Raw genomic sequence first — 25894 nt, 5'->3', positions numbered from 1 at the left:
CGCGCCCCCGCGCCCCCGCGCCCCCGCGTCGAGGAGTGTAGGGCCCCGCCTCCCGCCGTGCCGCTGGAAAGCTTCGTGAGGGTTTCGTCCGACAACGTCGATATCGAGAATCGTTGATGCAGATCCTTGGGTTTTCAAGGCTCCTGCACGTGTTCGCCCACATCCCTGACGACAGGGTTTGAGGATCTTTTCAAAGGAATCTTGGTCTGTCCGGAATCAAAATCGCGGGCTCCAGATCGACGGAATCTTCTTCGGATATCCGGGCAACCCAGGGCGGCGCCGAAAAAAGTTGGCCGGAGATGTATCTGGGGCCGAGGCCGAAAACTCCTTATATCGATTCCCCGTCCCCCGGCCTTCTCCAGGAGGTACAGATGTCAGCCTTCGAAGAGCCCATCCCCCACTTCGAGAACTCCCCCCTCCCCGACCCGCCCTACGACGGCGAAACCCCCAAGGACACCCCGCCGCCCACCGACGGCGCCCTGGCCCTCGACTTCCGCCCTCTCGTCTGGGGCCCGCCGGGCGCCATCCCCGATGAGCGCAAGCTCCGCCACTTCGGACAGGCCCTCGCCGAGGTGCTCGCAGGCAGGCGCCCTCCGGCCAGCGTCGCCGACCGGCTGTCCGACCGGGCCTACGCGGAACTGCTCAGGGCCGGACAGATGATCGAGTCCCCCCGGCCGCCCTTCGCGGGCATCCCGCACGTCACAGAACCCAGGGACGGCGCGGTGGAGATGTGTTTGCTGGTCCACTGCGGTGAACGCAGCCACGTCCTCGCCGCCCGCCTGGAACGCCTGGGCATGCAATGGCTGTGCACAGACTTCGAAACCGCGTGACAGCACGTCGTCACGGCGATCAGGCCCCACCGCCCGAGTGGCGTGGAGCGACCGGCCGAGGGGAACGACGGCGGGTGGCGGGTGGTGCGGCCGGGCCGTGACGGCAAGGGGCCCTGCACAGACAACGGGCCCGGACAGACGACAGGTCCGGTAGACGACAGGTCCGGACAGACGGCGGGCCCTGCATGGACACAAGCCCGGACAGACGCCTGCGCAGACGACAGGCCCGGACAGACACCAGGTCCTGCACAGGCAACGGGACCTGAACAGACCGAACGACCTCGGCCCCGTCCGAGAAGGAACGGGGCCGAGGTCGAGAAGCCGTCACTCAGCGTTCTTGGGGTCTCCATGGCAGCGCTTGAACTTCTTGCCCGACCCGCACGGGCACGGCGCGTTGCGCTCCACGTTCCCGTACGCGGCGCGCTCGGCCGACGTGCGCACCCTCGTGTGCTCGACCTCGCCCTGCTCGCCCGGCGCCGTGTACTCCAGCTCCGCCGGACGGTCCGGCCCGCGCAGCCCCCGCGCGATGATCGAGCGCGTCTCGACCATCATCGAGTCCTCTTCCTCGACGATCGGGTTCTCCTGAACCTCGACCTCCATGTTGAAGAGGAAGCCGACCGAGTCCTCCTTGATGCCCTCCAGCATCCCGGAGAACATCTCGAAGCCTTCGCGCTGGTACTCGATCTGCGGGTCCTTCTGCGCGTAGGCCCGCATGCCGATGCCCTCGCGCAGGTAGTCCATCTCGTAGAGGTGCTCACGCCACTTGCGGTCGAGGACCGAGAGGATCACCCGGCGCTCGAACTCGCGCATGACCTCGGGGCCGAGCTCCTCCTCCCTGCGGTCGTACGCCTTGAGGGCGTCCTCCTTGATCCGCGTGGAGATCAGCTCGGCCGTCATCTCCTCGCGGCCGCCGGCCTCCTCGATCAGCTCGTCCAGCTTGAGCTGAACCGGGTAGAGCCCGCCGAAAGCCTTCCACAGCTTGTCGAGGTCCCACTCCTCCGCGAAGCCCTCGCCGGTCTCGCCCGAGACGTAGCCGTCGATGACGTCGCCGACGAAACCGCGCACCTGCTCGTGCAGGTCGGCGCCTTCGAGGACGCGGTGGCGCTCGGCGTAGATGACCTTGCGCTGGCGGTTCATGACTTCGTCGTACTTCAGAACTTCCTTGCGGATCTCGAAGTTCTGCTGCTCGACCTGGTGCTGGGCGGAGGCGATCGCCTTGGAGACGATGCCGGACTCGATCGGCTGGTCCTCGGGGATGTTGAGCCTGGTCATGATCATCTCGACCCGGGCCGAGTTGAACAGGCGCATCAGGTCGTCGCCGAGCGACAGGTAGAACCGGGACTCGCCGGGGTCGCCCTGGCGGCCGGCGCGACCGCGCAGCTGGTTGTCGATGCGGCGCGACTCGTGGCGCTCGGTGCCGAGGACGTACAGGCCGCCGAGCTCGGTGACCTCGTCGTGCTCGGCCTTGACCGCCGCCTTCGTCTTCTCCAGCGTCTCCGGCCAGGCGCTCTCGTACTCCTCCGGCGTCTCGATCGGGTCGAGGCCGCGCTGGCGGAGTTCGAGGTCGGCGCGGAACTCGACGTTGCCGCCGAGCATGATGTCAGTGCCTCGTCCGGCCATGTTGGTGGCGACGGTGACCGCGCCCCTGCGCCCGGCCTCCGCGATGATCGCGGCCTCGCGCGCGTGGTTCTTCGCGTTGAGCACCTCGTGGGTCACACCCCGGCGGCGCAGCGCCTTCGACAGCCGCTCGGACTTCGCGACCGAGGTGGTGCCGATGAGGACCGGCTGGCCCGCCTTGTGGCGCTCGGCGATGTCGTCGACCACGGCCGAGAACTTGGCGTCCTCGGTCTTGTACACCACGTCGGCCTGGTCCTTGCGGACCATCGGCCGGTTGGTCGGGATCGGGACCACGCCGAGCTTGTACGTCTGGTGGAACTCGTTGGCCTCGGTGACCGCGGTGCCGGTCATGCCGGACAGCTTGTCGTACAGGCGGAAGTAGTTCTGCAGCGTGACGGTGGCGAGCGTCTGGTTCTCGTCCTTGACCTTCACGCCCTCCTTGGCCTCGATGGCCTGGTGCATGCCCTCGTTGTAGCGGCGGCCGTGCAGGATGCGCCCGGTGAACTCGTCGACGATGAGGACCTCGCCGTCGGAGACGATGTAGTCCTTGTCCTTCTTGAACAGTTCCTTCGCCTTCAGGGCGTTGTTCAGGAAGCCGACCAGGTGGGTGTGCTCGGGCTTGTACAGGTTGTCGATGCCGAGCCAGTCCTCGACCTTGGACACGCCGTCCTCAAGAATGCCGACCGTGCGCTTCTTCTCGTCGACGATGTAGTCGCCGGTGCTCTCCTCGCCGGTGTTCTTCGCCTCGACGCCGCGCCGCAGCCTGGGGACGATCTTGGCGAACTCGGCGTACCACTTGCCCGACTGCTCGCCCGGACCGGAGATGATCAGCGGCGTCCTGGCCTCGTCGATGAGGATGGAGTCGACCTCGTCGACGATCGCGAAGTTGTGGCCGCGCTGCACGCACTCGTCGAGCGACCAGGCCATGTTGTCGCGCAGGTAGTCGAAGCCGAACTCGTTGTTGGTGCCGTACGTGATGTCGGCCTCGTACTGCTTGCGGCGCTCGTCGGGCGGCTGGTTCGCCAGGATCATGCCGACTTCGAGGCCGAGGAAGCGGTAGACGCGGCCCATGTTCTCGGCGCCGACCCGCACCAGGTAGTCGTTGACCGTGATGACGTGGACGCCCTTGCCGGAGATGGCGTTGAGGTACGCCGGCAGCGTACAGGTCAGGGTCTTGCCCTCACCCGTCTTCATCTCCGCGATGTTGCCCATGTGCAGCGCGGCGCCGCCCATGATCTGCACGTCGAAGTGGCGCTGGCCGAGGACGCGCTTGGCCGCCTCGCGGACGGTCGCGAACGCCTCCGGCAGCAGCTCTTCGAGAGTGGCGCCGTCGGCGTGCCTCTCTTTGAGCTCGTCGGTCATCGAACGCAACTCCGCGTCGGTCATGCTCGTGAAGGAGCTCTCGATGGAGTTGACCTGATCGGCGAGCCGCTTGAGCTTGCGGAGAGTCTTGCCTTCGCCGGCACGTAGGATCTTGTCGAGAATGGCTGCCACTTTATGTAAAGCTCCTCGCAGGTCTACCCCGGCGGCGCCGCCAGGAGGAGAGGCCGAGACAAACTTCCCCGATGCCATCGTAGGCCGTCCGGCCGCCTGGCACAGCCAATGCGGCGAGGGAGTCGACTTCCCCGTCTGCGACAATGGGGCTTCGGCTGAGCGTATGCCGAAGTAGACCGCTCTCGCACCAAGGACAGGCAGTCGAGAGTCTTGTAGAAGGGAAAGCCATGTCAGGCGGAGAGAACCTGGGTAGCCACGCGGGACGGCCGTCGTCGTGGCTGGCCGTCACTGTCGGACTCGTGGGCTTCACCGCGAGCGGCGTGGGAATGCCCGTCGAAAGCTGGCCGCTCATCTGGACCGGCATCGGGCTGATCGTGGTCAGCGGGATCCTGGGCCTGGTTTTCGACATTTTCTCCGATGTCGTGATCGACGCTCCGCGCGTGGGAATGTCGGCCGAAGACCACCGCTGAGTCAGGTGCGACGGCGGGCCCCCGGTGTTTTCTGTCGGTGCCCGCCGTTAGCATTCCCGGCATGCTTCTGACCGCCGACGAGGCCCGCAGGCTCATCCTCCGCGCGCAGGGCCTGCTGGGCGCCGACGGCCGCAAGGGCGGGGTCCACTCGATGCTCCGCAGGCTCGGCGCCGTCCAGCTCGACACCGTCTCCGTGCTCGCCCGCTCGCACGAGCTCGTCGCCTACGCCCGCCTCGGCGCCGTGGGCAGACGCCAGATCGAGAGCGCCTACTGGCATTCGCCCGCGCGCAGTTTCGAGTACTGGTGCCATGCCGCGTGCATCCTGCCCGTCGAGCACTGGCCGCTCTATTCCTTCCGCCGCCGCTCCTACCGCGAGCGCCAGTACCGCTGGCACCAGGTCCCCGACGGCATCGACAAGCTCCTCGACCAGGTGCGCGCCGAAGGTCCCGTCACCACCGCCCACGTCGGCGGCGCCCGTGCGTCGGCCGACGGCTGGTGGAGCTGGTCCGAGTCCAAGATCGGCCTGGAGTGGCTGCTCGACATCGGCGAGATCGTCTGCACCGAGCGCACGGGCTGGCGTCGCGTCTACGACCTCGCCGAACGCGCCATCCCCGCCGAGCACTTCGGCGAGGAACTGAGCGACCAGGAGTGCATCACACGTCTCACCCGCATCGCGGGCGCCTCGCTCGGCGTGGCCACGACCGCCGACCTGGTCGACTTCATCCGGGTGCGCAACCACCACCGCTCGCTGCTCGAAGAGGCGCTGGCCGGCGGTGCGGCCGGGCTGGTGCCGGTCCAGGTCTCCGGCTGGGGCGCTTCGGGCGCACCGGTCAAGGCGTGGGCGGACCCGGTGGCGCTCGCCTCCGCGCCGCGCGGCCGTCATCGCACGACGCTGGTGTCGCCGTTCGACTCGCTGATCTGGCACCGGGGCCGCACCTCGCGGGTGTTCGGCTTCGACTACACGCTTGAGCTCTATGTTCCGAAGGCCAAGCGGGTCCACGGCTACTTCACGATGCCGATCCTGGCCGGTGGGCGGCTGATCGGCCGCGTCGACCCGGCCCGTGACGGGTCGACGTTCGTGGCCCGGCAGCTGAGCCTGGAGCCGGGGGTGTCGGCGGTCAAGTGGGGCGAGGCCGTACGCGAGGCGCTGTGGTCGGCGGCGTCGTGGGTGGGGTGTGACAGCGTGCGCGTGCACCACCCCGATCTGAGGACATTCCTGGAAACGTCCCCCTGACCCGCCTGTGGCGGGCCGCAGCTTCCTTGCTACCCGAAGCCCCCTGACCCGCCGTCATGGGCAAGGGCCACGGCTTCTGGTTCCACGTAACGGCGAAGCCCGCCTGACCCGCCGTCGTGGGCCGGGAGCCAAGGGCTCCCGCCTCCGCGTTACGGCGAAGCCCGCATACCCCCACCCACCGCCGATGGCCGGTGCCCTCCAGGGAGACGCTCCTCCCCGCCCCGCACCCCGCCGCGACGCCGCCCGTGAGCCGAGCCTTCAGGTCCGCACCCCAGGCCCCGCCGCCGATGGCGGGCGCCCTCCGGGGACACGCTCCTCCCACACGCCGACGCTGAACGGAGCCCTCAGCCGCCGCGCCCCCAAAGCTCCACCGTCGGCCCCCTGCGGAAGCCCTCAGGGCCGCACCCGGGCCCCGCCGCCGGCCGCCCGGAGCGGACGGCCGGCGGCGGACTGGGACTCACACCCTCAGGTGATCTCCAGCATGCGTTCGCGGACCGCGTAGACCACGGCCTCCATCCGCGAGTGCAGCTGCAGCTTGTCCAGAATGTTCCGGACATGGTTCTTCACGGTGTTCTCCGAGATGAACAGCTGCTTGGCGATCTCCCGGTTGTTCATGCCCTTGGCCACCAGCCGGAGCACTTCCATCTCACGATCCGTCAGCCGGGGCACGGGCAACTGGGGCGGCCGCTCGGCCTCCTTGCGGCTCATGTTGGCGAACTCGGTGATGAGCTTGGCCGCCATGGCCGGATTGATGAGGGACTGCCCCTCGTGCACCCCGCGCACCGCGTCGGGCACGTCGTTGATCTGGACGTCCTTCAGCAGGTAACCGGTGGCACCCGCCTTGATGGCCTCGAAGAGATCCTCCTCCTCGTCGCTCACCGTCAGCATGATGATGCGGGTGCTGGGGACCGACGCCTTGATGCCCTTGGTCGCCTCGATGCCGTCCTGACGCGGCATACGGACGTCCATGAGCGCCACGTCCGGCATGAGCCGGTCGGCCAGTTCGACCGCCTCCTGCCCGTCGCTCGCCTCTCCTACCACCTCGATATCGGCCTCAGCGGCCAGTGCCAGTGCGAGACTGCGCCTGATCAGCTCGTGATCGTCCACGATCAGCACGCGGATCGGCTCGCCTCTGCCTGACACGGGGGACTCGCCGCCGTCGGTCACAGAGCCTCCTTCGTCGGCTCCGCGCCCGTTGCGCACCCTCTCGCGCGACCGCCCTTGCCGGCCTCGCGACTACGTCGATCGCTTCGCGTGGGCTCGCCGGTCGGAACTCCTCGCCGGAGGGCTCGGAGTTCGCATCCGCGAACACTTCGCTCGCTCACGTCTCCTCCTGTGGGGGGCCAGAGCCGTTGAACCGCCAATGATGGCACGGGTGCCGCGGTTCTAGGGTGGTCGAGAGGATCTTCTGATCCGGCGACTAGGGCTCGACGAGCCGCAACACGCCGTAGTTGTAGCCGCGCCGGTTGTAGACGACGCTCGGCTGGCCACTCTCCTTGTCGCGGAACAGGTAGAAGTCGTGCCCGACGAGCTCCATCTCCAGGAGGGCCTGGTCGATGGTCATGGGCTCGGCCCTGTGGTGCTTCTCTCTGACGACGAGCGGCCCGTCGCCGTCCATCTCGATGGGGACGATGTCGTCGTACTGCTTGTCGTCGGGCAGGTCGGCGTCCTCTGCCGCCGAGCGCTCGGGGGTCGCCGCGGCCGGTGCCGGTGCCACCGGGGCGATGTCGCCGAGGCTCGCGGTGAGCTCGGCCACGGAAGGGATGGAGTGGTTGCCGTGGTGCACCTTGCGTCGGTCGGCGAGGCGCCTGAGGCGGCCTTCGAGTTTGTCGAGGGCGAGGTCGAGAGCGGCGAACCGGTCGTCGGCCGAGGCTTCGGCGCGGATGGCCGGGCCCCGGGTGGTGATGGTCAACTCGACGCGTTCACGCTGGCCGGCGAGACGCGGGTTGCGTTCCTTCGACACCTCCACATCGACTCGAATGAGCTTGTTGTCCAGACGCTCGATCCTGGCCAGCTTGGTTGTCACCTGGTCTCGGAACCGGTCACTCACTCCTGTGTGCCGGCCCTTGACGATGATGTCCATGCAGCAGCCCCCCTTCGTCTAATGACTGACAAAGAGCACCCGACGGCGTGTGTGCCGAGTGAGGTTCGTCAACCTTTCTCTCACCGTTACCCTCATCCGACGCTTCGTCACCGGGAACTTGTGTGGCACCCGCCCGGCCGACCTGGTCTTCGACCCCACATTCGCCTGCTGAGGGTTTCGCAGCTCTGCTGCCACTACCGCCCTTCTCTCCTGACGGGGGACATCTGGACCCCCGGGAAGGCAGGACTTACCCCTAAGCCGCACCGTGATCGGTCGACAAAGAGTCGCCTTACGTGGACCGTTTAGCCTGCGGCTGGCATCGGCTAGCAGAGCCGGGAGCCCCGGCTCTGCGCAACCACGGACCCGAACGGGTGCCATGACTGAACGCTATCTGGATCGGCGGGGAATGTCAGCCGGAGGGTCGGTCAAATGATCACTTTCCGTGATATTCGTCCGGCTTACGTGCATCTGGCCGTACCCGTTTGGACCTGTCCGTATTCCTGAAGCGACGCTCCGTTCAAGGCCGCGAGCTGGTACGGAGAACGAACCGAGGGCCTCACACACACCCGTGAGGCCGGTGAGCCGACGTGACCGTTGCTTTACCCACCGTGAGCGCCAGAACACGACAGCCCCCGGCGTGTCGCGAACGCCCGCCCACCCACCACACACCGCCCACCCACCAGCCACCCGCCAGCCCCCACCCACCGGGCGAAAACCTGCCCGCCCAACCGGACGCGCCCCGCCGGACGGCCGCCTCCTCGGACGGCCGTCAGCATGAAGGCCGTCTTCGGCGCGTCGCGGCGAGGGTGACGGCCAGTCGCGGGTCCGCGCCGACGGCATGGAGCGCCCGGGATGCCTCGGCGAGGGTGGCGCCGGTCGTCACGATGTCGTCCACGAGGACCAGAGGCCCCTCAGACGCGACGCGCAGGCGTGAGGTGGCCCTGAGTGAGGTGTGGAGGTTGGCGGCCCTCTCCGTGGCACTCAGACCCGCCTGGTCGGCCGTCCGGCGACAGAGGGCCAGCATCGGACGGGACACCGCGCACACCCCCATCGCGCCCATCCGATGAGCGGCCAGCGCGGCGAGCCGGGCGACGGGGTCGTGGCCGCGCGCCCGCACGGCCCGGCGGGCACTGGGGATCGGGACCAGCACCACCCGCCCGGGCGGAGGGCGGCCCCCCAGCGCCGTCACCGCCGTGAAGGCCAGCATCTCGGCGAGCCGGGCCGCCAGAGCCGTCCTGGCGCGCTCCTTGTAGGCGAGGATCGCCCGCCTCAGCGGGCCCGCGTAGTCGGCGGCCGACCAGCACTCGGGCAATCCCCGCTGCGGCGAGTCCGGCGTCCGCCGCGCGGGCCATACGGCGGCACATCCCGGGCACAGCGGGCCGCACGGATCGTCGCAGCCGACACAGCCCTGAGGGAGCACCAGGTCGAGGAACGCGTTCAACATGACGCACAGCATGCACGCCGTCACCGACAGTTTCAGCGACGGACAGCGCCAACGAGGAAGAAGCCGCCGCTCCCGCGATCAGCCGCCAAGAAGGCGAGCCCGGTTCAGCCAGGCCCCCAAGATCAACCACTCAGGAGACGTCAGCGGCCCCGGGTCCACCGGGCCACTCAGGAGATGTCAGCCGCCCCGGGTCCACCGGGCGGGGAGAGGCAACCGATCTCCGAGACCGGCCGGGCCGAGAGACGCCACCGGCCCTGGAAGGGCGAGCGGGAAAGGCCACCCACCTCCGAGACCGGCCGAGCCGGGAGACGCACCGGCCCCTGGTCAGCCGAGGGGGAAGATCGGGTACTGGGCGCCTTCCTTGACGTTGGTGGTCCACCCCTGGTCCTTGTACTCGATGATCTCCTGACCGGTCCCCGCCAGGATCCGCGACCCGGACGCGGCGATGCTCTTCACCCGCTTGTCGGCGAAGGTGAGCGCCGCGGCCTTCCCGTCACCCACGTTGATCTCCTGGACCGACGGCCCGGCCTTGCTGCTGGAGATGAGGATCAGCAGGTGCTCGTCGTCCCGCCACGCCACGTCCGTGATCTGCTGCCCGTCCGGCACCTTCAGCAGCGACTGGAAGTTGCCCAGCATCATGGCCGAGCCGCCCCCGGTGATGGCGCCCACCCGTATCTCCCCCGAGCCGATGCGCACGGCGACCCGCACCCCGTCGCGGGCGATCCTCAGGTCGGTGACGTCGAGCCCGTCGAGCGCGGGCGCCGCGATCCGCGTCGGCGGCTGCGCGGGGTCGGCGGTGGAGCGCAGCACGGCGCCCGCCCTCCGGTCGTACGTCCAGAGCGACCCGTCGCGATGCCAGCTCGGCCCGGTCAGCTTGTCGCCCTGGATGACCCGCTGCCAGGTCCCCTCCGGAGTGTCGGGGGTGACCACGATGCCGTCCTGGGCCACCCCCGCCACCAGGTCGGCACCGGCCGACAGGGCGAGGTCGGCGTACTCGTTGCGCTGCCCGGCGGGCCCGTGGACGGGGTTGCCGGGGCCGTCGCCGCCGGACATCCACCGCACCTCGCCGCCGCTCGTGTAGTACGCCGTCCCGCTGCCGTGGTCGGAGCCCCAGCTCTTGTAGTCCTCCAGGGCGATGGAGCCGAGCCCGGCGGCCAGCGGCTCGCCGTCGCGATGGAGCTCGATGGGCCTGTTGCCGGAGGCGAGGGTCCGCAGGCTCCAGGCGAGCTGGGCCTTCATCCCGTCGAGGTTGAGCGAGGCGAGGTCGACGAACCCGTCGAGGTTGATGACGATGCGCTCGTCGGTGGCGGTGACGGACTCGACGCTGAGGTTCTCGGGCAGCGCGCTGGTGACCGCGCCGCGCAGGGCGGAGCTGGGTCCTTTCAGCAGGCGCCGGACGATGGTCTCCGCGAGGTTCTCGTCCGGCCGCAGGCGCACGCGGACGGAGTCGGAGACGACGCTGCCCCGGCCGTCCGGTCCGCTGCCGCCGTCGAGGAAGTAGAGCTTGGCGGGGCGGTAGGAGCGTTCGACGTCGGCGGCGGTGAGGACCAGCCCGTCGTCCAGGCTGTCGATGAGCCAGACGGGCTGCCCGGCCTTGTTCGCGGCCTTCTTCAGCGTGTACTTGAAGGTGCGCTGGCCGCCGCCGGTGACGGGCACGTAGCGGTCGTCGCTCTCGATGCCGGCGATCTGGACGCCGGGGAGCGTGGCGGTGCCCCGCTCCTCGTCGGCCTCCAGCTTGGAGGTGTCCTGGACCACGGTGACGGGTCCTGCGGGCTTCCAGGCGGACCTGGCCTTCGGCGTGAGGTACTCGGCGAGCGTGGCCTGGTCGTCGGGGTAGGCGGCCATGGCGGCCAGCAGTCCCTGGACGACCTGTTCCGCGGTCCATTCGGGGCGCGGCGGGAAGGCCACCATCCGGACGAACTGCTTGCTCATGGGGTCGCCGACGGGTGAGTCCTCGCCGCCGCCCGCCCTGCCGACGGGGACGACCGAGCAGCCGCAGACCACGGCGATCAGAAGTGTGGCGGCGGCCCAGGCCCGGCCGATCCTGCTAGTCGTCATGGGCACCGTCCGCGATGGCGGGCGACAGGACGGGCGTCATGTGCCCGCGCCACGTGCGGCGCATCTCGACCTCCGGCGGGACCAGTGACAGCGGCGAGCCCTTGAGGTCGGCGCCCGCCGTGCGCGGCAGCGTGAGGCGGAACTGCGAGCCGTCGCCCGGCTGCCCCCACGCCTGGAGCCAGCCGCCGTGCAGGGAGGCGTCCTCGCGGGAGATGGCCAGGCCGAGCCCGGTGCCGCCGATGGTCCTGGCCCGCGAGGGGTCGGCCCGCCAGAAGCGGTCGAAGACCATGGTGTCCTCGCCGGGCTTGAGCCCGACCCCGTGGTCGCGTACGGCGACGGCCACGGCGTCGCGGTCGGCGCCGACGGAGACCACGATGTCCTTTCCCTCGCCGTGTTCGATGGCGTTGAAGAGCAGGTTGCGCAGGATCCGCTCGACCCGCCTGCTGTCGATCTCGGACATGCAGGGCTCGTTGGGCAGCCGCAGCTCGAAGCGGGTGGAGTGGCGTTCGGCCAGCGCCTCGGAGTCGGCGATGGCGCGCAGCACGACGTCGCGTACGTCGGTCGAGTCCAGGTCGAGCGTGGCGGCCCTGGCGTCGTAGCGGCTGATCTCCAGCAGGTCGGCGAGCATGGACTCGAAACGTTCCAGCTGGGCCTGCATGAGCTCGGCCGAGCGGGCGGCCATCGGGTCGAAGTCCTCGCGGGCGTCGTAGAGCAGGTCGGCGGCCATGCGCACGGTGGTGAGCGGGGTGCGCAGCTCGTGGGAGACGTCGGAGACGAACTGCCTCTGCACCTGCGACAGCTCCTCCAGCTGGTGGATCTTGAGCGCGAGCGTGGTGGCCATCTCGTTGAAGGAGGTGGCCAGGCGGGCGAGGTCGTCCTCGCCGCGCACCTTGAGGCGTTCGTCGAGTTTGCCGGCGGCCAGGCGCTCGGCGGCCTGCCTGGCCAGCCGTACCGGGGTGACGACCTGCCGGGCGACGAGGTAGGCGATGGCGGCCAGCAGCAGCACCAGGCCGACCCCGACGACGACGAGGAGCTGGCGGACGGACGAGAGCATCTCCGCTTCCTGCGTGAGCGGGAAGAAGTGGTAGATCTCGTACGTCTGCGCGTTGGCGGGGTCGTGGAGCAGGATGCCGGTGACGAGTGTGGGACGGCTGTCGCCGTTGACCGGCAGCGTGGTCAGCCAGGTGCGCGGCGGATGGTCGAAGTCGCGCTTGTCCTTGTCGATCCTGAGGGCGTCCCGCAGTTCGTGGGGGATGAGCCGCTGCTCGACGTTGCCGACGGCACGCGAGTTGCCCGGCGCCTCACGGTTGAGGACGAGCAGGTCGTAGCGCATCCGGGGGGCGTCTTCCGGGACCCCGGCGATGGAGTCGAGCGCCTCGTCGAGCGGGCCGAGCCGGACGCTGCCGCGCTCCGCGGCCTTGCCCGAGGTCTCGGTCTTCTGCTGGGCGAGCGCCGAGGAGATCTGGAGGCGGTCGTTGAGCACCTCGTTGGCGGCCACGCGCACCCGGCCCTCGACGACGTTCTTGTTGATCTCCTGGAACAGGAACGCGCCCAGGACGGCCACCACGGTCACGGAGATCACCAGAGTGCTGGTGACGACCTGGAGCTGCAGGGAGCGGCGCCAGACGCGGCGGGCCCCGCCGACCGCACGCCTGGCCCGCCGCCGGACCCCGCCGAGTACCTGGCGGAGGGTCCGGCGGTGGGCGCGCACGGTCCGGTTCGGGGGCATGGATCGATGCGGGGCGGCTGTCAGGCCGGACCCGCCTTGTACCCGACGCCCCTGACCGTCACGACGATCTCGGGGTGCTCGGGGTCCTTCTCGATCTTGGCGCGCAGGCGCTGGACGTGCACGTTGACCAGGCGGGTGTCGGCGGCGTGCCGGTAACCCCAGACCTGTTCGAGCAGCACCTCGCGGGTGAAGACCTGGCGGGGCTTCCTGGCGAGCGCGACCAGCAGGTCGAACTCCAGCGGGGTGAGGTTGATGGTCTCCTCACCCCGTTTGACCGAGTGCCCGGCCACGTCGATGGTGATGTCCCCGATCTGGAGGATCTCGGGGGTCGGCTCGTCCGTACGGCGCAGCCGCGCCCGCACCCGAGCCACGAGCTCCTTCGGTTTGAACGGCTTGACGATGTAATCGTCCGCCCCGGACTCGAGTCCGAGCACGATGTCGATCGTGTCGCTCTTGGCGGTGAGCATCACGATCGGAACCCCCGACTCCGCCCTGATCCTCCGCGCGACGTCGATGCCGTCGGCCCCCGGCAGCATCAGGTCGAGCAGAACCAGGTCCGGGCGTGTATCCCGGAACGCGTCGAGGGCTTTGTCCCCGTCGGAGACAAAGGATGGTTCGAAGCCTTCTCCGCGCAACACGATGCCCAGCATCTCGGCGAGAGCGGCGTCGTCGTCGACGACCAGCACGCGACCCTTCATGGCCCCTCATTCGTTCTACGCATTGTGGGACATACCCGCACGATTGCTGTAGGTTACCCTTGCCCAGCTCATGGGTTCGACCTCAGCACATCAAAAGCCGGATTTTAGACTCGTTGCGACACCGCAAAGCCAGTCTGCGGCAACCGAGCGGCTTTCGGCCATCCCTGAACTGCAGTGCAGGCCAGAAAGACCCGAAATGTCGGGGATGAAACGCTCGTGCGGACCCATTGACCCAACCACCATGCCAGGATTGGTGATATGTCAGACGGTCCCACGCCTGAGCGGCCACCAGGATGGTCGGCCCAGCAGCCCCCACCCTACGGCGCTCCGCAGGCGTCCCCGTGGACCGCGCCCGGCGGCGCGAGCGGCCAGCCGTACGCACCACCGCCACCCCAGCCTCCTCCCCCGCCGCCGCCGCCCGGCCACGGCCCGTACCAGGGCCACGGCGCCCCGCCGCCGCCCCCTCCGCCCGGTTACGGCGCGCATCCGCCGCCTCCCGGCTACGGCTACCCGCCGCCGCCCCAGGCGCTGCGGCCCGGCATCATCCCGCTGCGCCCGCTGGGGCTGGGTGACATCCTCGACGGCTCGTTCAAGTTCATCAGGTCCAACCCGAAGGCGATCCTCGGCCTGTCCGCCCTGGCCGCCGTGATCGTATCGGTACCTGCGGCGGTCGGCGAGTCGTTCTTGGTCACGGCCCTCACCGACGTGTCCGACCCCGGGGCGTTGAGGAACGGCGGGCTCGCCGGCGCCGTCGAGGGCCTGATCGCCGGATACGGCGGCCTGCTGATCTCCAGCGTGATCGCCTTCGTGGTGACCACGATCCTGACCGGTGTGCTGACCCGCATCCTCGGCCGCTCCGTCTTCGGCGGCAGGCTCGGGCCCGCCGAGGCCTGGCGCCTGGTCAAGGGCAGGATGCCCGCGCTGTTCGGCGTCGTGCTCCTGACCGGCCTGATCATGATCGCCCCGCTGATCCCGATCTTCGTGATCTTCGGGTTGCTCATCGCCAACGCCGACAGGGGCAACGCCATCGGGCTCGTCGGGATCCTGATCCTCGTCATGATCGCCTACCTCCTCTACGCGGTGTTCTTCTCCACCCGTTTCTCCTTCGCCGCCCCGGCCGTGGTGCTGGAGGGCAGCAGGCCCGTCGCCGCCATGCGACGCTCATGGCAACTGGTCGGCGGCCAGTTCTGGCGGGTGCTCGGCATCACCCTGCTCACCGGCATCCTCGCCTACCTCGTCAGCATGGCGATCAAGGTGCCCTTCAACGTCGTCGCGCAGCTGCTGCAGTTCGGCGAGTCCGGCACGGTGGTCCTGACGGCGGCGTTGCTGGCGATCGGCGCCACGGTGGCCTCGATGATCGTCTACCCCTTCCAGGCCGCAGTCTCCGCGATCCTCTACACCGACCGCCGCATGCGCGAAGAGGCCTTCGACCTCGTGCTGCAGACGGCCGCGATCGAGCAGCAGCGCCAGGGCTGGGTGCACGTCTCGGCCGACGACCTGTGGCACCCGTCCAACTCCGCCGGGCCGTGGCACCGGTAGAGCGCGGCCAGGGCGCCCGCGCGGCGTTCGAGGAACTCCTGAAGCCCGGGTACGCGAAGGAGTTCCTGCCCGCCACGATCATGCGCAAGGTCCAGCAGTTCCTCGGCGACCTGACCGACCTCCTGCCCGGTGGAGGCGGGGCGGGCGGGGTCCTGGCCGCGATCGGGCTGGCGCTGATCCTGCTGGCGGTCGTCGGGCTCGTCGTGTGGTGGCTGCGCAGGACGTCCAGACGTGACGCGGCGGCCGCCGCCCGTCTGTTCGACACCCGCGAGCTCACTGCGGCCGAGCACCGGGCCACGGCCGAGCGCCTGGCCGCCGAGGAGCACTGGGCGGAGGCCGTCCAGGAACGACTGCGGGCCATCGCCCGCGACCTTGAGGCCAGGGCGCTGGTCGACGGGATGCCCGGCCGCACGGCCGACGAACTCGCCGCCGAGGCGGGCGCCGCGCTGCCCGGCTTCGCGGCCGAACTCGTCGCGGCGGCGCGGGACTTCGACGACATCGCCTACGGCGGCCGGCCGGGCACGCCGGAGGCGTACACGCGGATGCGCTCGCTCGACGAGCGACTCCAGGCGGCGAGGCCGATCCTCGCATGAGCACCTCCACCAGCACCTCGCGCACCGCGAGGTCGATGTGGCGCACGGGCAGGTTCGCACTCGCCGTCGCCGCGCTCGTCGCGCTCGCCGCCGTCGGCGCGGCGCTGCTGGCCCCCGCACAGGGCGAGTCCCGCTTCCTCGACCCGGCCGACACCGGACTGTCCGGCTCCGCCGCGCTGGCCCAGCTCCTGCGCCAGCGCGGCGTCACCGTCGACCGGGTCGACTCGGTGGCCTCGGCCGTGGCCAAGGGCAGGGACAGGCTGCTGCTCGTCACGAGCACCACCCACCTGAGCTGGGACGACCTCGACCGCCTGGCCGCGCTCACCGGCGACCGCGTCGTCGTCGGCACCGTCGCGGGACTCGACCGGCTCGCCCCGGGCGCGAACCCGCAGGGCCAGGTCCGCGAGCGGTCCAGAGAGCCCGACTGCGGCCTGCCCGCCGCACGGGCGGCGGGCAGCGTGCACATCGGCGGATACACCTTCAGCGGCGCCAACGGCTGCTACCCGGCGGACAAGGGCGCCGCCCTGGTGTCGTTCCAGCAGCCCGGAGGCACCACGACCGTCGTGGGCAGCGGCACCTTCATGACCAACGGCCACCTCGCCGAAGACGGCAACGCCGCGCTCGCCCTCAGCCTGCTCAGCACGGAGAAGGCCGTGACCTGGCTGGTCGACCCGCCCCGGCCGCCCCAGAACCTCGCGGGCCCCGGCGGCAGGCCACTGAGCGAACTGGTGCCGCCGAACGTGCCGTGGGCCGCGCTGAGCGCCGTCCTCGCCGTCCTCGTCGCGGCCTTCTGGCGCGGCAGGCGGCTCGGTCCGGTCGTGACCGAGAAGCTGCCCGTGATCGTGCGCGCGGCCGAGACCGTCGAGGGGCGTGGCCGCCTCTACCGCTCCGGGCGCGCCCGTGACCGGGCCGCAGACGTGCTCAGGGCGGGCGCGATCGACCGGCTGACCCCGCTGCTCGGCCTCGGCTACGGCGCCGGGCAGCAGGAGGTCGTCGCGGCGCTCGCCGCGCGTACCGGGCGAAACCCACACGAGCTCGGCTCCGCCCTGTACGGTCCCCCGCCCGCCGACGACGCCGCGCTCGTCGCCCTGGCGGGGTATCTGGACTCCATCGAAAGGAACGTCAGTGAACACTGAGGAGACGATCCGCTCCGCCTCGTCGGGCGAGGCGGCACGACAGGCGCTCGGCGCGCTGCGCTCCGAAGTGGCCAAAGCCGTCGTCGGCCAGGACTCCGTGGTGACCGGCCTGGTCATCGCGCTGCTGTGCCGGGGCCACGTCCTGCTCGAAGGCGTCCCCGGCGTCGCCAAGACGCTCATGGTGCGGACCCTGTCCGCGGCGCTGGACCTCGACTTCAAGCGGGTGCAGTTCACGCCGGACCTGATGCCCGGCGACGTGACCGGCTCGCTGATCTACGACGCGAAGACGGCCGAGTTCGAGTTCCGCGCGGGGCCGGTCTTCACCAACCTGCTGCTCGCCGACGAGATCAACCGGACACCGCCCAAGACGCAGGCCGCGCTGCTGGAGGCGATGGAGGAGCGGCAGGTCAGCGTCGACGGCGAGGCGCGCGGGCTGCCCGACCCGTTCGTGGTGTGCGCGACGCAGAACCCCGTCGAGTACGAGGGCACCTACCAGTTGCCGGAGGCGCAGCTCGACCGCTTCCTGCTGAAGCTCACCGTGCCGCTGCCGCCGCGCGATCAGGAGATCGCGGTCCTCGAACGGCACGCGCTCGGCTTCGACCCGCGCGACCTGTCCGAGATCAAGCCCGTCGCCACCGCCGAGGATCTCGCCGCCGGCCGCGCGGCGGTCGCGCAGGTGCACGTGGCCCCCGAGGTGCTCGGGTACGTCGTCGACCTCTGCCGCGCCACCCGCGTCTCGCCGTCGCTGCAGCTCGGCGTCTCTCCGCGCGGGGCGACCGCACTGCTGTCGGCCGCGCGGGCGTGGGCGTGGCTGTCCGGGCGGCCGTACGTCACGCCGGACGACGTCAAGGCGCTGGCCAGGCCCGCGCTGCGGCACCGGGTGCAGCTCCGGCCCGAGGCCGAACTGGAGGGCGCGACCACCGACGGCCTGCTCGACGGCATCCTGGCCTCGGTCCCGGTCCCGCGCTGATGACTCTCACGGGCCGGGCCGCGCTGGTCGCGGCGGCGGGGATCGTCGCGGTGCTGCTTGCACCCGCGCCCGGCTGGGCGCTGCTCGGCTGGCTGCTGCTGCTGACGGCCGCGATCATCGTCGATCTCGTGCTGGCGGGCGCCGTGCGCCCGCTGCGTTTCCACCGCTCCGGAGACACGCTGCTGCGGCTCGGCCAGCAGGGGCGGGTCGAGCTGATCGTGGAGAACCCCGGTTCACGCCGGGTGAAGGGGCGGCTGCGGGACGCGTGGCCGCCCTCGGCCGGCGCCGGGCCGCGCGAGCTGGCCCTGGACGTGCCGTCCGGCGAACGCCGCAGGCTCACGCTCACGCTGACGCCGACCCGCCGGGGCGAGCGGGCCTCGGACTCGGTGACCGTGCGCTCGCTCGGCCCGCTCGGCCTGGCCGCCAGGCAGGGACGCCACAGCGTGCCGTGGAGCGTGCGGGTGCTGCCGCCGTTCCTGTCGCGCAAGCACCTGCCTGCGCGCCTCACCAAGCTGCGCGAGCTGGAAGGGCAGCATCCGGCGCTGGTACGCGGCCAGGGCACGGAGTTCGACTCGCTGCGCGAGTACGTGGTCGGCGACGATGTGCGTTCCATCGACTGGCGGGCCAGCGCGCGCCGCCGTGACGTCGTGGTCCGTACCTGGCGGCCCGAGCGCGACCGCCGGGTGCTCATCGTCCTCGACACCGGTCGTACGTCGGCGGGACGGGTGGGCCGGGCGCCGGTGCCGCTCGCCGGCGAACCGCCGAAGTCCCGGCGTTCCGGTGCCGGGTCGCCGGAACCCGGCTGGCCCCGGCTGGACTGGTCCATGGACGCGGCGCTGCTGCTGGCCGCGCTCGCCGCCCGCGCGGGCGACCGGGTGGACTTCCTCGCCTACGACCGGACGGTGCGCGCCTGGCTGTCCGGAGCGTCACGGTCCGAGCTGATGACCACGCTGGTCAACACGATGGCGCCGATCGAGGCCGAACTCGTCGAGACGGACTCGCCCGGCATGGTGGCGGCCATCCTGGCGCGGGCCAAGCGCCGGTGCCTGGTGGTGCTGCTCACCGACCTGAACGCCGCCGCGCTGGACGAGGGGCTGATGCCCGTACTGCCGCAGTTGTCGTCGCGGCATCTGGTGCTGGTGGCGGCGGTCTCCGACCCGGCGGTCGCCGCGATGGCGGCGCGCAGGGGGACCGCGGAGGAGGTGTACGACGCGGCGGCGGCCGAGTTCACCCGGATGGAACGGCGGGGGATCGTCGCGCGGCTGCGCAGGAACGGCGTGGAGGTCGTGGACGCGCCTCCTGAGGACATCGCCCCCGCGCTGGCCGACGCCTACCTGGCCCTGAAGGCGGCCGGACGCCTGTAGGCGCAAGGTCGCAGGAGCCATCTTCAGCAGGCCCGCGCCTCGCAGGTGGACCGCACCGCTCAGACAGGCCCCGCGCCGTTCGCGTGCCCTGGTGCCGGGTCAGGCCGTCGGGGCCACGTCCGGGGCGCGTTCGAGATCACCGGTCTCCTGGTCGCGGGCGGCGCGGTGACCGTAGACGCCGACGTACCCGAGGAAGGCCACAAGGGCGAGCACGCCGATCGCGATCCGCGCCCACGTCGGCAGCCCGGACGGCGTGACGAACGCCTCGATCAGCCCGGACACGAACAGGGCGACCACCAGCCCCAGCGCCACCGCCATGACCGCGCGGCCCTGCTCGGCCAGCGCCTCGGTACGGCGTCTCGGCCCCGGGTCGACGACCGTCCAGCCGAGGCGCAGGCCGACGGCGGCGGCCAGGAACACGGCGGCGAGCTCCAGCAGCCCGTGCGGGGTGATCAGGCCGAAGAAGATGTCGAGCTTGCCACGCGAGGCCATCAGACCGCCGCTGATGCCGACGTTCGCGGCGTTCTGGAAGAGGAAGTACGGGATCGGGATACCCGCGAAGATCGCCCCGACCAGCATGAGCGCCGAGACCCAGGCGTTGTTGATCCACACCCGGCTCGCGAAGGAGGCGGCGGGGTTCTCCGAGTAGTAGTCGGCGAAGTCGTGCTCGACGAGCTGGGTGATCTCTTCGGGGCTGGCCACCGCGTTCTGGACCTCCGGACTGCCCGCCACCCAGGCGCCCATGATCCACGCAAGCGCCACGAACGCCACCGTCGTCCCCAGCCACCACCAGCGCGCCCGGTAGGCGACCACCGGGAAGGACACCGTGAAGAAGCGCGCCAGTTCCCGCCAGGCGGGCACGTGCGCGCCCGTCACCGCCGAACGGGCCCGCGCCACCAGCGCCGACAGCCTGCCGACCAGGATCCCGTCCGTGGACGCCGAGCGCACGATGGACAGGTGCGTGGAAACCCGCTGGTAGAGCTCGACGAGTTCGTCGATCTCCGCCCCGGTCAGGGTGCGGCGCCGGGCGATGAGATGCTCCAGGCGGTCCCACGCCGGACGATGGGCGGCGATGAACGCGTCGATATCCACCTGACCATTGTCACCGACTAGGCTCCCGGTATGTCCGAGGTTGTGACGGGCGACGCGGTCGTCGTCGAAGTACGCGTGGCGCAGACGCCCTCGCGCGGCGCCGCCCTGATCATCGACATGCTGGCGCAACTGACGCTGATGATCGGGATATCGCTGCTGATCGGCGCGTTCGCCGAGATCAGCGACATGGCGCTGTGGGCCGCGGTCAACCTGCTGATGATCGTGCTCGTGACCGTCGGGTATCCGGTGATCTTCGAGAGCGTGACGCGGGGGCGCAGCCTCGGCAAGCTGGCCATGGGCCTGCGGGTGGTGGCCGACGACGGCGGGCCGGAGCGCTTCCGGCAGGCGCTGATGCGAGGGCTGGCCGGGTTCATGGAATTCTGGCTGTTCATGGGGGCGCCCGCGCTGATCACCTCGCTGATCTCCCAGCGGGGCAAGCGGCTCGGCGACATCTTCGCGGGGACCATCGTGATCTCGGAGCGGGGGCCGCGCGGCCAGGCGGAGCCGGTCGGCATGCCACCGCAGCTGGAGATGTGGGCGGCGGGGCTGGAGCTGTCGCAGTTGCCGAACGAGGTCGCCGATGCCGCCAGGCAGTACCTCACCCGGTGGCACGACCTGGCGCCGCACGTACAGCACGAGATGGGGGGACGGATCGCCGCGCAGGTCGCGGCGTACGTGTCGCCTGCGGCGCCGTACGGGGTGCCGCCGCATGCCTATGTGAGCGCGGTGCTGGCGGAACGGCGGCGCAGGGAACTGGCACGGCTGGCGCGCCGGCAGTCCACGCCGTCAGGCTACGGCCAGATCCCGACGCCCGGCTACGGCTACACCCGCAGACAGGAGAACCTCCCGGAACCGCCACCCACGGTTCCGGGAGGTTTGAGACCCCCTACCTGACAACGCTCCGTAAGCGTACTGTGCCGGTGCGTCGCGTATCCGGGTTTTCACCGCACTCCTCCCGACACCCCGCCCGCGCCGAGGGCGAAACGCCGACGGCGGCGCAGGGGTTCCCTGCGCCGCCGTCGGGTCAGACGGGTGAGTGGGGGTTCACTCAGTCGTCGTCATCGTCATCGTCATCGTCGTGCCCGTGCTCGGCGTACGACGTCTGGGTCTGCGGGTTGAACACGTCGAACTTGACGTGCTTGGCCTTGTTCGTCCGCGGGTCGTTGAGCTGGAGCACGTCCAGGCCCAGGTTGAAGTCGGAGGCGTAGATGTAGCCGTTGTAGTAGTACGCCGACCAGAAGCCTCCGTTGAGCGCCGGGGCGGTGTTGTCGGGCCCGCGCTCGAAGAAGGCGATCTGCTCGGGACGCGCCGTGTCGGTGAAGTCCACCACGGAGACGCCGCCCTGGTACCAGGCCTGGACCATGATGTCCTTGCCCTTGACCGGGATCAGCGAGCCGTTGTGCGCGACGCAGTTCTCGGAGTCGGCCTGGTGCCTGTCGATCTTGTAGTAGCTCTTGAACGTCAGCTTGCCGTTCGCGAGGTCGTAGTTCGCGTTGGCGCCCCTGTTCGGCCCGATCGCGGCGTTGCAGGTGGGCGCGCCGCCGCCACCGAGCTCGTCGGTGAAGACGACCTTGGTGCCGGCGTTGTTGAACGTGGCGGAGTGCCAGAACGCGAAGTTCACATCATCCCGTACGGTCTCCGTCACCTTCGGGTTGACCCGATCGGAGATGTCCAGCATGACGCCTTCACCCATGCAGGCACCGGCGGCGATGTCCTTCTCCGCGTACACGGTGATGTCGTGGCAGCCGCTGGTGGCGGACTTCCCGTCGGGGTAGGGCAGCCCGTTGCCGGGGTTGCCGCCGTCGGGGAAGAGCACCGGGGTCGCGACGATCGCGGAGGCGGCCGGGTCGCGGAGCGGCGTCTTGATGATGGAGATCTTGTCGTGCGGCGGCGCGCAGTCGGGGAAGGTCGCGCGCGGGCCGTACGAGGAGACGTAGACGTAGATGTTGCGGTTACGGTCACGTCCCTTGCCGGGCACCAGCGTCAGGGTGTGCGACCCGCAGTTCGTCTCGATGGCCTTGACGTACTTCGGGTTGGACTTGTCGCTGATGTCGAAGATGCGGACGCCTTCCCACGACTCCTTGATCGCCGCGCTCTGGCTCGTGCTGTTGCACGAGTCGTTGTTGCGGGAGGAGTCGACGGCCGCGAACAGCAGGTTGCCGTGCACCGAGACGTCCATCTGGCCACCGGGACACACCACGCTGCTGACCAGCTTGGTCCGCGACGGGCGCCGGATGTCGTAGATGGAGAAGCCCGAGTAGTTGCCGACATAGGCGTAGTCGCCCTGGAAGGCGATGTCGGTGTTGATGTCGGTCAGCGCGGCGGGCTTGGGCACGTTGAGGACGTGCCGCACGTTGTCGCTCTTCACGATCTCACCGGGCGCGGGGATGCTCGTGGCCGCCTGCGCGGGCAGTGACCCGGCGATGAGCGCCACCGCCGCGCCTGCCAACACGATGATCTTTCGGGGGGTTAACACTAGTCCTCCTATAAAGGGGGCATAAATGTCCAAATCTTCGTATGAAGTACCCACTGTAACCAAGCGGGTAATCTGTCAAATAATCTGGCGGTCTGCCGTCTTTCCAAGACTCGCCCGGCTCGTCTAGAGTGCGCTCTCACGACCCCGGGTCAGTCAAGGAGGCCAGTTGCGCGCCGCGCTCAGCATCGTCATGGGCACGCTCGTCGTTCTCGCCGGATGCAGCAGCGCGAAGGAGTCCCTGCCGCCGCAGGCGGACTCCACCGCCCCCGTGCTCGCGCCTGGCCGTCCGGGAGAGGTCGCGCGGACCCTCTCGCCGTCGGAGGCGGCCACCGCCGCGCCCACGCCGACCGCGAACGCGGCGGACGTGAAGTTCATGCAGGACATGATCGTGCACCACCGGCAGGCGATCGACATGTCCGCGCTGGCGCCGACCCGGGCCGCCGCCGAGAAGCTCAAGGGCCTGGCCGCCCGCATCAAGGCCGCCCAGGGCCCCGAGATCCAGTACATGACCACCTGGCTCAAGGAGCTGGGCCAGAAGGTCCCCGAGCACCATGCCGCCCACGAGGGCATGGCGGGCATGGCGACGCCCGAGGAACTGGGGTCGCTGAAGTCCGCCACCGGGCCCGCCTTCGACCGGCTCTTCCTGCAGCTGATGATCAAGCACCACATGGGCGCGATCAAGATGGCGGAGACCGTACTGCGAAACGGCTCCCACGTGCGCATCGAGGAACTGGCGGGCGATGTGTCGATCACCCAGACGGCCGAGATCCGCCGCATGCAGCAGATGCAGAAGGAACTCGCCTGAGAACGCTCTTACGACGACCCGACGCACCCTTGACGATCATGGCCTGATGGCCGGAATCCCGTTACTCAGTCTCACTCCGTTCTTCGGCGCCGCCACCGTCGCCGTCTACCTGGTCTCCTACGCCCAGGCGTGGCCCACCGCCGTCCAGGTCGGGGGCGACGCCGTCAGGGTCGTCACGGAGAGCGTGGTGGAGCCGGTCACGTTCGCCTGTCTGTTCTTCACCCTGGCCACGGCCGCCTTCCGGCACCTGGCCTCGGCCCGGCCCACCGGCCGGGTCCTGCTCACGGCGGGCCTGCTGACCACTCCCTACCTGGCCGGCCTTTGGATCGCGGGCAGCGTCAACCCGGCACCCTCCCTGGCGGATATGGAGTACGACGCCTTCACCGGCCACTATGTCGCCCCCATACCGCTCGACTGGAGCCCTCCCACACTCACCGTGATCCTGGCGGCGGCGGCGCTCACGCACGTCTGCGGCGTACTCCGCCTGGCCAAGGGCCGGACGACCGCGCCCGCGCCCCGCGCCGCCCGCTTGCTGTTCGGGCAACCGGCCTGGTACGCCGCCTATCTCGTGGTGTGCGCGTTCGGCATCTGGTTCACCTCGGTCACCACGCGTCCCGCGACAGACTCGGAGCTCCACTTCGGAGGCTCGCCCGGGGAGGTGGTGGGCGACGCATGGCGACTGCTCACGGTCGCCGCCGTGGCCATGGTGGTCCTGAGCGCGCTGATGACCGCCATGGGCGTGGCCGCCCGGCGCGGCCACGCTCTCCTGCACGTTCTCACCGGGATCGCCGCCCCGTCACATGTGCTGCTGCTCGCGACCTCCGCGATCGCGGCACCACTGGGGCCGATCACCATGTCCGCCAGGGTCGCGGAGGAGATCCGGCCGATCTGGCACCTGCCGCTCCTCGCCGCGCTCGCCTGCGGCGCGCTGGCCGCCTTCTGGTACGCGCTGCGCCGGGCGGCTCAGGAGCCGACCCGCCACGAGTGCAGATAGGACTCCTGCTCCGGGGTCAGGTAGTCGATGGCGATCCCGGTGGCCGCCAGCTTGAGCCGCGCCACCTCGGCGTCGATCCCCTCCGGTACGTCGTAGACCCCCGGCGCCAGCCCCGCCCGCTCGCGCGCCAGCCACGCCACGGCCAGCGCCTGCGCGGAGAACGACATGTCCATCACCGCCGCCGGATGCCCCTCGGCGGCCGTCAGGTTGACCAGCCGCCCCTCGGCCAGCAGCAGGATTCGGCGCCCGTCGGCCAGGACGTACTCGTCGGTGTTGGGCCGTACCCCGGTGTGGACCTCGACGGCCAGTTCCCCGAGCGCCCTGACGTCGATCTCCACGTCGAAGTGCCCGGCGTTGGCGAGGACGGCGCCGTCGCGCATCAGCACGAGATGCTCCCCCGTGATCACGTCGCGGTTGCCCGTGACGGTGATGAACAGGTCGCCCAGGACTGCGGCCTCGGCCATCGGCCGGACCTCGTAGCCCTGAAGGGTGGCATCCAGCGCCTTGACCGGGTCGATCTCGGTGACGACGACCCGCGCCCCGAGCCCCTTGGCCCGCTCGGCCACCCCGCGCCCGCAGAAGCCGAATCCGGCGACGACGACGGTCCGCCCCGCCAGCATGAGGTTCGTGGCCCGCATGACGCCGTCGAGGGTGGACTGCCCGGTGCCGTACCTGTTGTCGAACATCCGCTTGGTCAGGGTGTCGTTGACGGCGACGACGGGGAAGCGCAGCGCCCCCTCCGCCGTCATCTGCCGTAGCCGGATGATCCCCGTGGTGGTCTCCTCGCAGCCGCCGGTGACCCCGTCGAGCAGGTCGACGCGCTCGGTGTGCAGGATGTTCACCAGGTCGCAGCCGTCGTCGAGGACCAGGTCCGGGCCGAGGTCGAGCGCCTGGTGGATGTGCCGGTAGTAGGTCGCCCGGTCCACCCCCGCCCGCGCGTGGACGTCGATGCCGTAACCGCGCAGCGCCTCGGCGACGTCGTCCTGGGTGGACAGCGGGTTGGAGGCCGCCAGCGCGATCGTGGCCCCGCCCGCCCTCAGCGCCCCCATGAGCACCGCGGTCTCGGCGGTGACGTGCAGGCAGGCGGAGATCCGCAGCCCGTCGAGCGGCCGCTCGGCGGCGAACCTCTCGCCGATGGCGGTCAGCACCGGCATGCTCCGCGCGGCCCAGCTGATCCGCCGCTCCCCCAGTTCCATAAGGACGATTTTCTCCGATCGATGGCTGGCAGTGCGTCGTCACGGCGTGGCAGGGGAACCGCCGGAGTGGCG

At 70.2% G+C, this 25894-nt stretch carries 21 protein-coding genes; 11 read left to right on the top strand and 10 right to left on the bottom strand.

Going from position 1 to position 25894, the window contains the following annotated elements:
* The first annotated feature begins 371 nt into the window (after positions 1-371).
* The gene (locus ABD120_RS15215; protein WP_343950512.1) at positions 372-830 is read left to right on the top strand and encodes an Rv3235 family protein; all 459 of its coding nucleotides are present in this window, start codon (positions 372-374) and stop codon (positions 828-830) included.
* Between the two features lie 324 nt (positions 831-1154).
* On the opposite strand, the gene secA is transcribed toward ABD120_RS15215, so the two are convergent.
* On the bottom strand, positions 1155-3941 hold the full coding sequence (secA, locus tag ABD120_RS15210) for a preprotein translocase subunit SecA (protein ID WP_343950510.1): 2787 nt from the start codon (positions 3939-3941) through the stop codon (positions 1155-1157).
* A gap of 143 nt (positions 3942-4084) precedes the next feature.
* Here secA and ABD120_RS15205 point away from each other — a divergent pair, with 143 nt between their 5' ends.
* Entirely contained in the window at positions 4085-4411 is a 327-nt protein-coding gene (locus ABD120_RS15205) for an HGxxPAAW family protein (protein WP_343950509.1), read from the top strand.
* 61 nt (positions 4412-4472) lie between these two features.
* Positions 4473-5645, top strand: coding sequence for a winged helix-turn-helix domain-containing protein (locus ABD120_RS15200; protein ID WP_343950508.1), 1173 nt, complete (start codon positions 4473-4475; stop codon positions 5643-5645).
* Positions 5646-6110: 465 nt separating this feature from the next.
* Here the strand turns inward: ABD120_RS15200 and ABD120_RS15195 are convergent, their stop codons facing one another.
* The 6 genes from ABD120_RS15195 to mtrA all read right to left on the bottom strand — a co-directional run bounded on the left by ABD120_RS15195 (position 6111) and on the right by mtrA (position 13657).
* Complete coding sequence (locus ABD120_RS15195) at positions 6111-6812, bottom strand: response regulator (protein WP_343950507.1); 702 nt, start codon at positions 6810-6812, stop codon at positions 6111-6113.
* Between the two features lie 253 nt (positions 6813-7065).
* The gene (gene hpf, locus ABD120_RS15190) at positions 7066-7728 is read right to left on the bottom strand and encodes a ribosome hibernation-promoting factor, HPF/YfiA family (RefSeq protein ID WP_343950506.1); all 663 of its coding nucleotides are present in this window, start codon (positions 7726-7728) and stop codon (positions 7066-7068) included.
* 769 nt (positions 7729-8497) lie between these two features.
* Positions 8498-9172, bottom strand: a complete 675-nt coding sequence (locus tag ABD120_RS15185) for a ComF family protein (RefSeq protein ID WP_343950505.1) — start codon at positions 9170-9172, stop codon at positions 8498-8500.
* Positions 9173-9496: 324 nt separating this feature from the next.
* Positions 9497-11230 carry an LpqB family beta-propeller domain-containing protein gene (locus ABD120_RS15180; RefSeq protein WP_343950504.1) on the bottom strand — a complete coding sequence of 578 codons (1734 nt, stop codon included), beginning with the start codon at positions 11228-11230 and terminating at the stop codon, positions 9497-9499.
* Positions 11220-12959 carry an MtrAB system histidine kinase MtrB gene (gene mtrB, locus ABD120_RS15175; protein WP_343950503.1) on the bottom strand — a complete coding sequence of 580 codons (1740 nt, stop codon included), beginning with the start codon at positions 12957-12959 and terminating at the stop codon, positions 11220-11222. The genes ABD120_RS15180 and mtrB overlap by 11 nt, the downstream gene beginning before the upstream one ends.
* Before the next feature lie 20 nt (positions 12960-12979).
* Positions 12980-13657 (bottom strand): MtrAB system response regulator MtrA, encoded by a 678-nt coding sequence (gene mtrA / locus ABD120_RS15170; RefSeq protein WP_106236674.1) that lies wholly within the window; start codon positions 13655-13657, stop codon positions 12980-12982.
* A 258-nt stretch (positions 13658-13915) separates the two neighbouring features.
* Between mtrA and ABD120_RS15165 the strand changes: the two genes are divergently transcribed.
* The 5 genes from ABD120_RS15165 to ABD120_RS15145 are packed head-to-tail and all read left to right on the top strand — an operon-like array spanning position 13916 to position 19259.
* Positions 13916-15196, top strand: coding sequence for a DUF7847 domain-containing protein (locus ABD120_RS15165; RefSeq protein ID WP_343950502.1), 1281 nt, complete (start codon positions 13916-13918; stop codon positions 15194-15196).
* Positions 15184-15789 (top strand): DUF4129 domain-containing protein, encoded by a 606-nt coding sequence (locus ABD120_RS15160; protein ID WP_343950501.1) that lies wholly within the window; start codon positions 15184-15186, stop codon positions 15787-15789. Before ABD120_RS15165 ends, ABD120_RS15160 begins: the two co-directional genes overlap by 13 nt.
* Positions 15786-16925 carry a DUF4350 domain-containing protein gene (locus ABD120_RS15155; protein WP_343950500.1) on the top strand — a complete coding sequence of 380 codons (1140 nt, stop codon included), beginning with the start codon at positions 15786-15788 and terminating at the stop codon, positions 16923-16925. The genes ABD120_RS15160 and ABD120_RS15155 overlap by 4 nt, the downstream gene beginning before the upstream one ends.
* Complete coding sequence (locus ABD120_RS15150; protein WP_343950499.1) at positions 16915-17895, top strand: AAA family ATPase; 981 nt, start codon at positions 16915-16917, stop codon at positions 17893-17895. Before ABD120_RS15155 ends, ABD120_RS15150 begins: the two co-directional genes overlap by 11 nt.
* Positions 17895-19259, top strand: a complete 1365-nt coding sequence (locus ABD120_RS15145) for a DUF58 domain-containing protein (protein WP_343950498.1) — start codon at positions 17895-17897, stop codon at positions 19257-19259. Before ABD120_RS15150 ends, ABD120_RS15145 begins: the two co-directional genes overlap by 1 nt.
* 99 nt (positions 19260-19358) lie before the next feature.
* On the opposite strand, the gene ABD120_RS15140 is transcribed toward ABD120_RS15145, so the two are convergent.
* Positions 19359-20351: a stage II sporulation protein M gene (locus tag ABD120_RS15140; RefSeq protein ID WP_343950497.1), complete on the bottom strand. Its 993-nt coding sequence runs from the start codon at positions 20349-20351 to the stop codon at positions 19359-19361.
* A 30-nt stretch (positions 20352-20381) separates the two neighbouring features.
* Between ABD120_RS15140 and ABD120_RS15135 the strand changes: the two genes are divergently transcribed.
* Complete coding sequence (locus tag ABD120_RS15135; RefSeq protein ID WP_343950496.1) at positions 20382-21245, top strand: RDD family protein; 864 nt, start codon at positions 20382-20384, stop codon at positions 21243-21245.
* A 154-nt stretch (positions 21246-21399) separates the two neighbouring features.
* On the opposite strand, the gene ABD120_RS15130 is transcribed toward ABD120_RS15135, so the two are convergent.
* Positions 21400-22827 (bottom strand): LVIVD repeat-containing protein, encoded by a 1428-nt coding sequence (locus ABD120_RS15130; RefSeq protein ID WP_343950495.1) that lies wholly within the window; start codon positions 22825-22827, stop codon positions 21400-21402.
* Between the two features lie 166 nt (positions 22828-22993).
* On the opposite strand from ABD120_RS15130, the gene ABD120_RS15125 reads away from it, so the two are divergent.
* Positions 22994-23632, top strand: coding sequence for a DUF305 domain-containing protein (locus ABD120_RS15125; RefSeq protein ID WP_343950494.1), 639 nt, complete (start codon positions 22994-22996; stop codon positions 23630-23632).
* Between the two features lie 46 nt (positions 23633-23678).
* Positions 23679-24626, top strand: coding sequence for a hypothetical protein (locus tag ABD120_RS15120; RefSeq protein ID WP_343950493.1), 948 nt, complete (start codon positions 23679-23681; stop codon positions 24624-24626).
* On the opposite strand, the gene ABD120_RS15115 is transcribed toward ABD120_RS15120, so the two are convergent.
* Positions 24596-25822, bottom strand: a complete 1227-nt coding sequence (locus tag ABD120_RS15115) for an adenosylhomocysteinase (RefSeq protein WP_343950492.1) — start codon at positions 25820-25822, stop codon at positions 24596-24598. The two genes, ABD120_RS15120 and ABD120_RS15115, sit on opposite strands and share 31 nt — an antisense overlap.
* Between the last annotated feature and the right edge of the window lie 72 nt (positions 25823-25894).

Origin of the sequence: Nonomuraea longicatena, assembly GCF_039525605.1 — a bacterium.
Lineage (GTDB): Bacteria > Actinomycetota > Actinomycetes > Streptosporangiales > Streptosporangiaceae > Nonomuraea > Nonomuraea longicatena.
Note: the sequence above shows the minus strand (reverse complement) of the source record. Positions and strands in the feature narration are given on the sequence as shown.